Below are 12370 nucleotides of genomic sequence, written 5' to 3' on the forward strand. Positions count from 1 at the left end.
CATCGGAGCTTAAAGTACGTTTCCGTCACGCTCGCCGATAAGGCCAGCCGTTCTGTGTTAGGGTAGCTGTTCTGAATGACTGACGCATAAAAGAGTGGCAACGCGCTGCTTTTCCAATCTATTCGAGCTCTCGCCTTTGTTGGTGGCGCTTCGACACCTTGTATTACCGCCAGAACGTACACTTTTCGTTCTGAAGCGCATTACCTGAATTTCTTGGCAACCAGAACTCTCTGGCTTTTAAGCCGGCATTTTTTTCTGCATTGGGCGCGCGCCCGCGTGACTCTCTATCAGTGATTATCGGGTACTGCTTTTAGCGAGCGGTATCCAGCCACGACTATTTTTATTTTTTCGTTGAACCAGCCAAGCGCTCGTTCGTTAAGACGATCAACCGAGACACATTATGAGCTTTAGAATTGCCATTCTGGGGGCTGGCCCTAGCGGCCTTGCCCAACTCCGTGCTTTTGAAGCAGCACGCCTCGCCGGCGCCGACATTCCCGAGATCGTCTGTTATGAAAAGCAGAGTGATCTAGGCGGCTTATGGAATTACACCTGGCGCACTGGTCTTGATGCCTACGGTGAGCCCGTTCACGGCAGCATGTATCGCTATCTCTGGTCAAATGGCCCCAAAGAATGCCTGGAGTTTGCAGACTACAGCTTTGAAGAGCATTTCGGCCGCCCCATTCCTTCCTATCCTCCCCGGGCGGTGCTTCGTGATTACATCATGGGGCGAGTCGAGAAGAGTGGCGCGCGTCAGTACATCCGTTTCAACACGGCTGTCCACTGGGTCGACTATGCGGAAGAAACCGGTAATTTTGCGGTCACTGTAAGAGACCTCAAGCAAGATGAATTACGGACTGAGGAGTTTGATTACGTGGTGGTGGCCACTGGTCATTTTTCCACGCCTAATGCTCCTTATTTTGAAGGGCTCAACCAGTTTCCGGGTCGCGTTCTGCATGCCCATGACTTTCGTGACGCTTGTGAATTCGCTGGGAAGGACCTGCTACTCATTGGTAGCAGCTACTCCGCCGAAGACATCGGCACCCAGTGCCACAAATATGGCGCTAAGTCAGTGACCTTCAGCTACCGCAGCCAGCCTATGGGATTCGAGTGGCCCGACTCTTTCAAGGAAGTGCCGCTCCTTACTGAGGTGGTCGGCAAGACGGCATACTTTAAGGATGGCAGTAGTCAGGACGTGGATGCGATTATTCTCTGTACGGGGTACCAGCACCACTTTCCGTTTCTGCCTGACGAACTGACCCTGAACACTCATAATCGACTCTATCCAGAAGGCCTATACAAGGGCATCTTTCTGGAGCAAAACCCCAAGCTGATCTTCCTCGGCATGCAGGACCAGTACTTCACCTTCAATATGTTTGATGCCCAGGCCTGGTACGCGCGAGATGTCATGCTGGAACGAATCACGTTTCCCAGTGAAGCAGCCATGGCCGCCGACAGCGCAGATTGGGTCAGCCGGGAACAAGAGGTCGAAAATCCGTTCCAGGCAATCGACTTTCAGGCCGCCTACATCCGTGATCTATTGCAGCCCACTGATTACCCCTCGTTTGATGTCGAGGCCGTCACAGATATCTTCAAACAATGGGAGCACCATAAAGAGGCGGATATTTTAGGCTATCGCGATAAAAGTTATCGCTCAACGCTCACGGGCACCCTGGCACCGGCCCATCACACGCCGTGGATGCAGGCAATGGACGATTCTCTTGAGACCTTCCTTAGCAAAAAGCCAGAAAGCGAGGAGCAGGTTCTAAGCTCAGTGCACTAGAGAGGTTGTTCGCTATCGCAACGGTGCTGCCTCTAACGAGTAAGCCGTTCCGTATTATTAAAAGGAAACGTCAATGACGAATACAAGCCTGATTCAGGCTCGTTCACGCTTCACCGCAAGCAGCATTAGATGGGGTTTTATGTGGGCCCTTTGGTGCGCCGTGCTCTGGGGTGCCTGGTATATCCCAGGATCCGCTGTCTGGTTTGAAGCGCCTTACGTCAACCTAAACTATGACACCAACGCAGAGTTTCTACTGGCGGCAGCGGTGCTTACGACTTTCAATGCGATTGCAGTACTGTTCTTCCTTTTTGTATGGAATGGAGTACTGGGCAAATGGGGCGAATACGCACGCACCATTCGACAGATGCGCAACATCTCCAAGTGGTTCTTTATCGGTGCCATTTTTGGTGGTCCGATGGCCATATTCGGATCCTACCTAGCCATCGGGTACATTGGCGGGGCCTTCGCTGCTATCGCAGCACTAATGTATCCGATTATCGGTGCCACTTTGGCACGCCTCTGGTATCAGGAAAAAATTACCAAGCGAGCGGCCATTGGTATATTCATTATTCTCACGGGGGGCATAACGGTTTATGCACCAGGCATCATAGGTGAGCTGACAGGCACTGGAGAGAGCGGCTGGCTCGGCTACGTGGGCGGCGCCATGGCAGCCTTGGGTTGGGGCGTTGAGGGGGCCATTGCTGGACGAGGATTGGATGTTGCCGATCCTGATGTGGGCATCACCGTGCGTTTTTCCGCCGAAGTACTTTATTGGGTAGCACTAATTCTGCCAGCTATTTACCTGTTCACCGACCAGCCTGTTATCGAGTTGGTCGTAGCAACATTTAACTGGGCCGCTATTGGCTGGCTTATGCTGGCTGGGGTCACCTTCGCCTTCTGTTATGTTTCTTGGTACAAGTCATTTCCGCTCATTGGCGTGGGCCGAGGACAGGCAATTGCTTCACTTTATGGCCTTTCAGCGGTGATCTTCCTGGCTGTCTTTACTTTGGAGCTTCCAGAGTGGAATTTCCTGGCTGGGCTGGCGCTGTTTGTGACTGGTGGCTTCGTGATGTATACCGAGAACGACGAGGTTCTTGAAGTCGTGCGAGCGGTCTCGAAAAATACCGATGCCGAGGGTAACCGCACATCTGCTCACTTATGAACTGGAGCACCAGTACGTGAAAAAATTACATATGAAAGGCCGAATACTTCAGCTAATCAACGCCAAGCGCGATGAGGGCATCTGGGACTGGGAACTCACTGATACCATAATGGGTGAGTACGGTCTTTCCGGCCCTTATTGGAAAGGCAATACACGGGTGACGCTAACAGATCTATTTTCCACTGGCATTATCGAGAGTGTGGAAGAGAAACTAGACGATAAGGGCTATTTTGGTGTCGGCCGAGTACTGTTCAAGTTCCGGCTTAATGCCTTCGGTAGACAGCGCATGCTGGACACCGAACTGGCATGACGATTGGGCTTTACCCAATCATTCAACTAGAGAGGAGTGAATTATATGTCTGAGTTCTGGGGTTTTCCGGGTGCCGATATCTTGGCTGTAGCGGTAATCATTATTTTGAGTAGTTTAGCTTTATACCAGGCCCGTACTTTCGTCACGAAGATCTGAAGCTTAGCCACAGATACCGATTTTTAACGCACGATGCATAGCGCGCGTCCGTCTTCACAGCGCCCGCTTATCGCCCTGCTCAACCACTGTTGAGCATTATCTTCCTCGCCTACCGAGCCGCCCTCGATGGACTCGCCATGCCCGGGGCAATCACCGAAAGGGGTAGTTGATGCCCTTTTTAACCTGAGCAATACTCATCACAAACAAAGACAAGCATGTCGGCATTATCTATTTAGCAAATGATTAGCTTGAGTTGAGCCATACTTTGTTCTTAACCTGGGGAGGATCATGACCTGAACGTTTCGACTGCGTTGGATGGCAGCGCCCTCCTGGACCGCCGATTGACGACCGTGGAATCTGGATTGGGGGACATAAGACCTCCGATGAGTGGTTGGCCACTATGAGGGAGGCAAGGGGCTTCGCTTGGCATCCTTTGGCTGTACCCTTGAGATACAGCCAAAGTGATCTCCGGTTATGGCCACGCTGACACCAAAACCAATCGGCATCATTCGATCCCGGGCGGATGCGTCAGACCTTTATTCCGAACAGCTTTTCTGCATTTCGGAACGCAATTTTTTCCTTGGCTTCACGGGGCAGATCCACTGCCCGAAACCAGTCGGTTCCTTGTTTCATGTCTGCAAACGGGTAATCCGTTCCAAACATCACTCGATCCACACTGATGTACCTCAGCAAAAGATGAAGCAGTTCATCCTGGAAGAATGCGCTGGTTGTGTACCAGAAATTGTCACTGAAGTATTGCCCGATAGGCTTGTTCAGCGAGTCTTCAGTCGACTCGCTCATATCTCCCACGATACGCTCGTAGAAGAACGGAAGGCCCTCTCCCATATGGCCGATAATCATCTGCAGATTGGGGAAGCGGTCGAACACCCCAGTGATGATCAGTCGAAGACATTGAGTAATGACTTCCTGGTGCCATCCATATCCTGAACCGCTAAAAATGTAGTTCTGGAACAATTGGTCATACCCTGGCCGCATGGTGTTGTAATAAATATTGAACACGTCTTCCGGTGGGAAACCTGGATGCAGGTAGATCGGCACATCAAGTGCCTCGGCGCGCGCCAGAAGGGGCTCAAAATCGGGATGATCGAGAAATTTGTTGCCAATGAATCCATTGGTCATGGCTCCCACAAAGCCATCATCCCGAACGGCGCGTTCCAGTTCGGCCGCTGATGCTTCCGGGTTCTGCAGAGGCAAGGTTGCATAGGCCTGGTACCGCCCCGGATAGGTGGCCATCGGGCCATCGGCAATCATCTTGTTGAGACGATAGGCAAAATCGATGCCTTCCTGACCGGGGACATTCTGCACACCCGGCGTATGTGCGGAGAGAATTTGAACATTGACCCCCGCCTTATCCATTGCGCCGATGCGGCCAGAGCCGAGTTCGGCAAGACCCGTTTCCCTGAGGTACTCTACGTGTTGATCGTTAATCGCGTTCAGCGCGATCAGTTCTTCGGTGGTATAGGTCTCTTCCGTGGCGATAAATGGCAGATCCTGGTCTCGCAACGCGATGACCGAAGTCTCTGTCGCGGCAGCACTGGAGATAATGGCAGGCATGGACAATCCGGCACCAACACCAAGTGCAGCCGCGCCAGTTAGAAAACTACGGCGTCCCATTGTCAGGCTCTCTAGGTTTTTTTCGATCTGTTTCATGACAATTTCTACTCCGATGTTTGCGTTGCGTGGTTTGGGGGCAGCTTGAACCGCCCCAGAATATTGCCGATGTCATCCACGTAGCTGTACACCACCGGGATAACCAGCAGGCTCAGAAGCGTTGAAGTGAGCAGTCCGCCAATGACCACGAAGGCCATGGGGGCCCGGAAGCTGGGATCGCCAGCCCATCCTAGGGCGATCGGCATCATGCCCGCCCCCATGGCAATGGTGGTCATCACGATGGGCCGGACACGTTTTTTGCAGGCATCAAGAATGGCGTCCACGCGTTCCAACCCATGCACGCGACGGGCGATGATGATGTAGTCCACCAGCAGGATCGAGTTCTTGGTGGCGATGCCCATCAGCATGATCAATCCGATCATGGCGGGCAGCGACACGGGCGTCTGCGTGAGGAACAGCGCCAGGAAAGCCCCAGGTACGGAGAGCACCAGAGCCACCAGAATAGTGACCGGCTGCATGAAATCCTTGAGCAGCAGCACCAGCACCATATAGATACACAGCACACCGGTCAGCATGGCAATCCCGAAGCTTGAGACAAGCTCCGCCATTTCCTCTGCATCGCCTTCTGCTGTCTGAAACACGCCGCGCGGCAACTGACGTAAACTGGGTAGTGCCTGCACGGCCTGTTCGATTTCCCCCAAAGGCTGCCCTTGTAGGCTCACCTCGAAATTGACGTTGCGCAGACGGTCATGCCGGGTGATTTCCGAAGGACCGCTGCTCCACTCGAAGGAGGCAACACTCTCGAGTGGCACCCTCCTCCCATTAACACCAGGCACAGGCAGCCGTTTAAGGGTCGCCATATCCTCCCGAGCGGCATCCGCCAGTCGGACCATCACCGGCACCTGACGCGAGCTGAAATTCAACTTAGGAAGATCCTCGGCGTTATCGCCCACGGTCGCGATGCGCAGCGTATCGGCGATGGCCTGAGCCGAGACTCCAAGGTCGGCGGCGCGGGCAAAATCAGGGCGTACAATGAGTTCAGGCCTGACCAGGCTGGCCGTCGAACTCACCGCGCCGATGCCGGGAATGGCGCGCATCTCCCGCTCGACTTGACGGGCATGCAGTTCAAGCACCCGGCTATCCTCACCGGCAAGCACCAACTCATAGCCATCCCCCTCATCACCTACGCGAGTTCGCACGCCGGGAAGCGTGGCGAGTGCAATACGTAACTGCTGCTCTATGTCTTGCTGCGTAACGCCCGCGCGGGTTGCGCGATCCGCCAAACCAACGGTCAGTTCCACCGAGGTCACATCGCTGTCACTGCTGCCGGAGTCCTCACCGACGGCCGCGAAGACGCTGACTACATGCTGTTGCGTCTCCAGTCGTGAGCGTGCCTGCTCGGCAAGCGCCTCCGCTTCAGACAAGGTGCTACCGGGCGGCAAGGTGAGCGTCGCCTGCGTCTGGGAATTATCATCGGGGGGTATGAAGGTCCCCGGCAGGGTCGAGGCCAGCCAGATACCTCCTGCAAAGCAGGCCGCCGCCGCGAGGAGCGTCGTCTTACGGTGGCGCAGGCACCCTTTAGCAACGATCAAGTAGTAGTTAATCCACGTTGGATCGCGCGAGGGATGTTGGGGTTTGCGCAGCAGATACGCAGCCAGCATGGGCGTGAGAAGGCGCGCCACCAGCAGCGAAAACAGCACCGCTACCGAGGCCGTCCAACCGAACTGAACGAAGAATTGCCCGACGGTGCCGCTCATAAAGGCCGTGGGCAGAAAAACGGCAATCAATGTAAAGGTAGTGGCGACAACGGCCAGGCCAATTTCCGCCGCCGCGTCCATGGCGGCCCGGCGCGGGGGCTTGCCCATTAGCAGGTGCCGTTCGATATTCTCAATCTCGACAATGGCATCGTCCACCAGCACCCCGATCACCAGCGAGAGCGCCAGCAACGTCACCACATTGAGCGAGAAGCCCACCAGGTGCATGAAAGCGAAGGTGGGGATGATCGACAGCGGAAGCGTGACCGCCGCTATCAGTGTGGCTCGCCAATTGCGTAGAAAGCAGAACACCACCAGCACCGCCAGCGCCATGCCCTCGAATAGCATGTGCATGGAGCCCTGGTAGTTCTCCAGCACTGGCCCAACAAAATTGAAGGCTTCTTCGACCTCGACATGGGGATATTGCGCCTGCAAGTCGGCAACAGCAGCCTGCACCCCCTCGGCCACATCCACCTCGCCGTACCCCTCGGCACGGGTCATCTCGACGCCGACGACGGGCACGCCATTCAAGAGTGCCATTGAGCGCCGCTCGGCCACGGTATCGGTCACCGTCGCCACCTCATCAAGACGAATACGGCGGCCATCGCTGAGTGCCAGCTCCATCGTCGCAAGCTCAGCTGCGGATTCAGCGTTGGCGATGATGCGCACGGCCTGTTCGGCGCCGCCGACATCCACGCGCCCACCGGGCGCCTCCAACTGCACCTGGCGCAGCTGGTGTGAGATATCCAACGCTGTCGTGTTCATCGCCAGCAGACGATCCGGATCCAATGCCACGCGTATTTCGCGATCGACCCCGCCGATACGCCGAACCGAGCCAACGCCTGGCACCGACAAGACGGTCTTGGTCATTTTGTCATCGACGAACCAGGAGAGTGCCTCATCGTCTAGATCGGAGGAGCTCACCGCGTAGCGTACAATCGGCTCACTGAAAAACTCCCCCTTCCGAATCACTGGATCACGCAGGTCGGCGGGTAGCTCCGAGCGGATGCGAGCAACAGCGTCGCGCACATCCTCAAGAGCCTCTTGCAAGGACTTTTCCAGTCTGAATTCAATAGCAATGTCGGCATTGCCATCCGTCAGCGTTGTAGAGATGTTTTTGACGCCGGAGACGGTAGCGATGGCGTCCTCGATCTTGCGGGCGACCTCGTTCTCCATTAAGGCGGGGGCCGCCCCCGGCAACGAGGCGGAGACCTCCACGAGGGGCAGTTGCACATCCGGCAAATCCTGAATAAACAAGCCTCGGAAGGAGATGAGCCCCCAGAAGGTCAATAGGATGAAGAGCAGAACAACCGGAATAGGATTGCGAATCGCCCAGGATGAGGTATTAAGCGTCATACCCCCTCCTCGGCGTCGGTATCGTTCGTTTGGGGTGAATGAAACGGCTCTCCCTCCATCACCCGCACCTGGTCACCGTTGCCGAGAAAAGCACCGCCCGAGGCGACCACTCGGGCATCGGGTTCAATCCCGGCGCGAATTTCGATTCGATCTTCCGTGTGCTGGCCCAGGGCCACTTTCTGCTCCGTTATTTGGCCTTCATCGCTGACGCGATGGACGTAGCCAAAACCGTCGCGTAGTTGCACTGCGGCGCGCGATGCGCTACATGACAGGCTAGAAGGCCTCGAAGCCGGTGCCGACGACTACCTGCCCAAGCCGTTTGCCATGGATGAGATGGTGGCACGTGTCCGTGCCTTGCTACGCCGCCCTGCGGAATTCCATTCAATCGACCCCATTCATGGCGACCTGAGACTGCATACGGAAAGCGGCGTTCTGTTCAGCGGGAACGAGAGCATTACCCTTGCCCCGGCGGAGCTGCACATTATGCAGTTGCTGTTATACAAGCACGATGAGGTCGTACGCCGCAGCGCGCTGGAAGCGGCGGCCTGGGGCCTTAGCGAAGCGGTAACACCGAACGCACTGGATGTCGCCTTGCACCGTTTACGCCGCAAGCTGCTGGCCATCGGCTCACGCCAGCGGATAGCCAACGTCAGAGGGATGGGGTATGCGCTTCGTCAAGCGGATAACACTAAATAGCCTAAGGCTGAAAGTGCTGTTGGCCTATGTGGCGGGCATGGTGCTGAGTATCACACTGCTGGTAATTGCCGCAGCAGTGGTGCTTCAGAGCGATCTACTGGCTCGTATGGATCTGGCCGACGCGGCCGAGGGGCTAGTAGACAATATCGAGTTCGACAATCGCGGCCGGCCCGTCGGCTTCGACTCGAGTCTGGAGGACCGTGCCTGGCTGTACGAGGGTCCGCAGCGCGAAGCGGCTTACCGGATTCTGGATGAAGCCGGAAACGTGGCCGTCTTTTCGAGTTCTGGTGAGGAGTTCTGGCCGGCCGACGGCGGTCTTGTTCCGCTGGCACGCGGCAACTTCACCTTCGAGCATGAGGGAAAGACCTTCTATGGCGCCACGCAACCCCTCAATCATGAGGGGCGAAGGTGGTATCTGCAATTCGCAGTCAGTGCGAGGTTCCTGGATGTCGTCTATACCGTGTCATTTCCGCAGGTGGTCGCTGCCGTGGCGGTGTTCGGACTCGTGCTGTTCGTCGCCTTCGGGCTATGCGCCTATATTACCCTGCGCTACACCCTCAAGCCGTTGCGAGACGTATCGGAGTCCGCCGCGGCCATCTCGCCGCGCTCTATAGACGCTCGGCTCGATACGGACTCAGTGCCTGTGGAAATTGCCCCGCTGGTAGATAGTTTCAATCACGCCCTGGAACGTCTCGCGCAGGGTTATCGCCTGCAGCAGGAGTTTCTCGGCCACGCGGCCCACGAGTTAAAAACGCCACTGGCGCTGATCCGCGGGCAGGTTGAGTTGCTTGAGGAGGGGCGAAATGACCGCAAGGAGCTATTGAGCGATGTCGAGTATATGACGCGGCAGGTGCAACAACTGCTACTTCTGGCCGAAGCGAGCGAGGCGCATAACTACCAGTTTAGCGTTGTACGAATGCACGACATTGCCCACGAAGCTTCCACCTACTTGCAACGCATGGCGGAGTCCGCCGACGTGCATTTAACGGTACTCGCCACCGACGATAAGGTGACATGGGAGGCTGATCGCGGGGCATGCTTCACTCTGCTCAAGAACTTGCTAGAGAACGCCATCCAGCATGCCCCCGCGCAGACCGTCGTCAGCATGGAGATCCAAAGCAATACCATAACCGTGCGTGACCGCGGGCCTGGCGTCGATGCAACACAACTCCCGCTATTGTTCGCACGATTCTGGCGAGGTGCCCATCGGCGCGACCATGGCGCCGGTTTAGGATTGGCCATCTGCCAGGAGATTGCTATGGCACACGCCTGGACGCTGACCGCCCACAACGCCCACCCTGGATTGATCATGACGCTATGTAGCGAAAACGATGCCAGTGAAAACGATTCCTGGGAAAATTCTACTAGCGAACGAGTGCACCACCGTCAAGATTAATGCCCACTCAAGGTCATTTGAAAGGCAGTGGCATGGGTGATCCCCGCCTCGGAGCTCGTCATGCCACCCCAGCAATGGCCAACCAGGACAAAGTCTCCAAGCTGGTTATCAATGGCGTGAGTAATCAAGAGACCGCCCGCACACTGGGTATCAGTCTCAGTACCGCCGGCCCCAATGTCGAGAACATTTCCCGAAAACTCAACTGTTCCACTCATGCTGCGGCCACACTCAAGGCGCTCACGGCAGGCCTGCTTTAAGTGGGATGCTTGCGCACTCTTCGTTAGAGACCGTTTTGATGCAAACGTACTTTCAGTAAGAAACGAGAAAGTAAAGTAGGCCGATATTGTCAGCTAGCGATAATTGCTAACCCAACAGAGAATCACGCACGATTGACCGATCAATAATTCTTGCAAGCGAACCCATGAGCTGAGGAAGGAGGTTGTAATGCAAATTTTAAGACGCAAACCCTTAAATCCGTCCAACCTGCCCGATACCTTGATCGGAGGTCATAGCCAAGCCGTATTAGTTCAGGGAGGCTCTCGTGTATTGATGTCTGGTCAGGTTGGGGTGGATAAGACAGGAGAGCTGGCGGGCCCAGAACTTCCCGAGCAGACAGAGGCGGCACTGGATAATATCGAACGGTTGCTATCGAGCCTCAGTGGCGATCTCTTACGGGTCGTGATGCTGAGAATCTACTTAGCCGAAGCCGCTCGCTACGACCAGCATGTGGTAATAGAAGCGTTGAAGCATCGCTTCCCCATCTCACCGCCAGCTGCTACTTGGTTGATTGTGTACGGCCTTGCCGAACCGGAATGGCTGATCGCTATCGAGGCTGAGGCAGTACTGCCGAGTTTTGCATTAAACAGCTAAATGACCGTAACACACAAAATAATAACGCTGCTCGTTAAACACCGCACAGCCCGGTTGCACGATCATTCTAAATAAGGGGAGCACATTGTAGCTCTCTGTTAGAGGCAAGCACCTACAGAGAGGGTTTCATGATTAGCCGCCTGAACGTTCTACTCTTCGCACTTTTAATTGCTGGCTTCCTGCGCCGTGCCACCGGATTCGCCGGGGTTTCAACCCTCAGAAAACCTGCCTCGCTATGATCAGGAGAGTTTCGATCAATATGCGCGCGAAACACGTGCATGGATTGCCGATAACCGCGCCTTTATCAGTGAAGGCCGCGACCTTGAAAAAGAGCCCAATACTCCGTTTGAGCTCCGTCCTGATAGGCCGGCGAAACGCGGTATCCTGTTAGTGCATGGACTGGGCGCAAGCCCGTGGTATTTCATTGTTATTGCTACCGATATGGCGAATGATGGCTGGCTGGTTCGCTCCATCCTGCTGCCTGGCCACGGCACTCGCCCCGCGGATCTGATGCTGCCAGATAATGATGATTGCGACGTCACTCCCAGATTGAGTAGCGTTACACTTTAGAGTCCGACCCTATGGGTAAGGAGATTGGACATGAAGAAGCGTTTCAGCGAAGAACAGATCATTGGTTTCCTGGGCGAAGCCGAAGCGGGACTGCCCATCAAAGAGCTATGCCGTCTACACGGTTTCTCAGAAGCCAGTTACTATCTATGGCGCAGCAAGTTCGTCGGCATGAGCGTACCCGATGCTAAGCTACTCATGAAGCCGTGGCTATCGTGCCTGACCGAGCCATTGGCGGACTGGCTTTAACAAGGATACTGGATCATCTGACTTTACTGCGTGGGCTACCTAGTGCCATTCGTACGGATAATGGCAAGGAATTCTGTGGGCGCGCCATACTGTCATGGGCGCATCTACACGGTGTTGCCCTGTTTTTAATCGAACCTGGCAAACCCAATCAAAACTCCTATATCGAATCGTTCAACGGGCGCTTTTGAGATGAATGTCTGAATGAGCACTGGTTCACCAGTCTGCATCACGCGAGAGTAATCATCGAGGCGTGGCGACGGGAATACAACGAGGAAAGACCGAAGAAGGGACTGGGAGGGTTAACGCCTTCCGCCTATGCCGAGCAACTGGTGGTAAAACACGATAAAGTTACTTCTGACTCTAAACCCGGGCTACTGAAGATGGGGTGACGTCGGAGCATACTTTCTAGCGATTTCAACGCGACAATATCTTGATTCGCACC

At 55.3% G+C, this 12370-nt stretch carries 11 protein-coding genes and 1 pseudogene; 9 read left to right on the plus strand and 3 right to left on the minus strand.

Annotated elements, in window-relative coordinates; all coding sequences use genetic code 11:
- Positions 1–400: 400 nt before the first annotated feature.
- The 3 genes from Q3Y66_RS09825 (at position 401) to Q3Y66_RS09835 (ending at position 3252) form a co-directional block, all read left to right on the plus strand.
- Entirely contained in the window at positions 401–1780 is a 1380-nt protein-coding gene (locus Q3Y66_RS09825; RefSeq protein WP_008957911.1) for an NAD(P)/FAD-dependent oxidoreductase, read from the plus strand.
- Positions 1781–1853: 73 nt separating this feature from the next.
- Positions 1854–2942 (plus strand): DMT family transporter, encoded by a 1089-nt coding sequence (locus tag Q3Y66_RS09830; RefSeq protein ID WP_008957910.1) that lies wholly within the window; start codon positions 1854–1856, stop codon positions 2940–2942.
- Positions 2943–2958: 16 nt separating this feature from the next.
- Positions 2959–3252 (plus strand): hypothetical protein, encoded by a 294-nt coding sequence (locus tag Q3Y66_RS09835; protein ID WP_035586807.1) that lies wholly within the window; start codon positions 2959–2961, stop codon positions 3250–3252.
- A gap of 684 nt (positions 3253–3936) precedes the next feature.
- On the opposite strand, the gene Q3Y66_RS09840 is transcribed toward Q3Y66_RS09835, so the two are convergent.
- From Q3Y66_RS09840 to Q3Y66_RS09850, 3 genes are read right to left on the minus strand one after another with little or no spacing between them, the layout of a single operon-like run.
- Positions 3937–5079, minus strand: coding sequence for an amidohydrolase family protein (locus Q3Y66_RS09840; RefSeq protein WP_008957907.1), 1143 nt, complete (start codon positions 5077–5079; stop codon positions 3937–3939).
- Positions 5080–5087: 8 nt separating this feature from the next.
- Positions 5088–8150 carry an efflux RND transporter permease subunit gene (locus Q3Y66_RS09845; protein WP_008957906.1) on the minus strand — a complete coding sequence of 1021 codons (3063 nt, stop codon included), beginning with the start codon at positions 8148–8150 and terminating at the stop codon, positions 5088–5090.
- Positions 8147–8395 (minus strand): hypothetical protein, encoded by a 249-nt coding sequence (locus Q3Y66_RS09850; protein WP_008957905.1) that lies wholly within the window; start codon positions 8393–8395, stop codon positions 8147–8149. The genes Q3Y66_RS09845 and Q3Y66_RS09850 overlap by 4 nt, the downstream gene beginning before the upstream one ends.
- Positions 8396–8474: 79 nt before the next feature.
- Here Q3Y66_RS09850 and Q3Y66_RS09855 point away from each other — a divergent pair, with 79 nt between their 5' ends.
- From Q3Y66_RS09855 to Q3Y66_RS09880, 6 genes and pseudogenes are all read left to right on the plus strand, one after another.
- A complete protein-coding gene (locus tag Q3Y66_RS09855) occupies positions 8475–8846 on the plus strand; it encodes a winged helix-turn-helix domain-containing protein (RefSeq protein WP_008957904.1) in 372 nt (123 codons plus the stop codon).
- On the plus strand, positions 8815–10242 hold the full coding sequence (locus Q3Y66_RS09860) for an ATP-binding protein (protein ID WP_008957903.1): 1428 nt from the start codon (positions 8815–8817) through the stop codon (positions 10240–10242). Before Q3Y66_RS09855 ends, Q3Y66_RS09860 begins: the two co-directional genes overlap by 32 nt.
- Positions 10242–10499: a hypothetical protein gene (locus Q3Y66_RS09865; RefSeq protein ID WP_008957902.1), complete on the plus strand. Its 258-nt coding sequence runs from the start codon at positions 10242–10244 to the stop codon at positions 10497–10499. The genes Q3Y66_RS09860 and Q3Y66_RS09865 overlap by 1 nt, the downstream gene beginning before the upstream one ends.
- A gap of 187 nt (positions 10500–10686) precedes the next feature.
- Entirely contained in the window at positions 10687–11112 is a 426-nt protein-coding gene (locus tag Q3Y66_RS09870) for a Rid family hydrolase (protein WP_008957901.1), read from the plus strand.
- 186 nt (positions 11113–11298) lie between these two features.
- Positions 11299–11682, plus strand: a complete 384-nt coding sequence (locus Q3Y66_RS09875) for an alpha/beta hydrolase (RefSeq protein WP_008957900.1) — start codon at positions 11299–11301, stop codon at positions 11680–11682.
- Between the two features lie 30 nt (positions 11683–11712).
- A pseudogene (locus Q3Y66_RS09880) lies at positions 11713–12317 on the plus strand (integrase core domain-containing protein).
- The last annotated feature ends 53 nt before the right edge of the window (positions 12318–12370 follow it).

The organism is Halomonas sp. HAL1, assembly GCF_030544485.1.
GTDB classification, from domain to species: domain Bacteria; phylum Pseudomonadota; class Gammaproteobacteria; order Pseudomonadales; family Halomonadaceae; genus Vreelandella; species Vreelandella arctica.

What these genes read in the sequence shown, in the direction of transcription:
- Q3Y66_RS09825 (WP_008957911.1), top strand. Translation starts at nt 401, where the DNA reads ATGAGCTTTAGAATTGCCATTCTGGGGGCTGGCCCTAGCGGCCTTGCC.
- Q3Y66_RS09830 (WP_008957910.1), top strand. Translation starts at nt 1,854, where the DNA reads ATGACGAATACAAGCCTGATTCAGGCTCGTTCACGCTTCACCGCAAGC.
- Q3Y66_RS09840 (WP_008957907.1), bottom strand. Translation starts at nt 5,079, where the DNA reads ATGAAACAGATCGAAAAAAACCTAGAGAGCCTGACAATGGGACGCCGT.
- Q3Y66_RS09845 (WP_008957906.1), bottom strand. Translation starts at nt 8,150, where the DNA reads ATGACGCTTAATACCTCATCCTGGGCGATTCGCAATCCTATTCCGGTT.
- Q3Y66_RS09855 (WP_008957904.1), top strand. Translation starts at nt 8,475, where the DNA reads ATGGATGAGATGGTGGCACGTGTCCGTGCCTTGCTACGCCGCCCTGCG.
- Q3Y66_RS09860 (WP_008957903.1), top strand. Translation starts at nt 8,815, where the DNA reads ATGCGCTTCGTCAAGCGGATAACACTAAATAGCCTAAGGCTGAAAGTG.
- Q3Y66_RS09865 (WP_008957902.1), top strand. Translation starts at nt 10,242, where the DNA reads ATGCCCACTCAAGGTCATTTGAAAGGCAGTGGCATGGGTGATCCCCGC.
- Q3Y66_RS09870 (WP_008957901.1), top strand. Translation starts at nt 10,687, where the DNA reads ATGCAAATTTTAAGACGCAAACCCTTAAATCCGTCCAACCTGCCCGAT.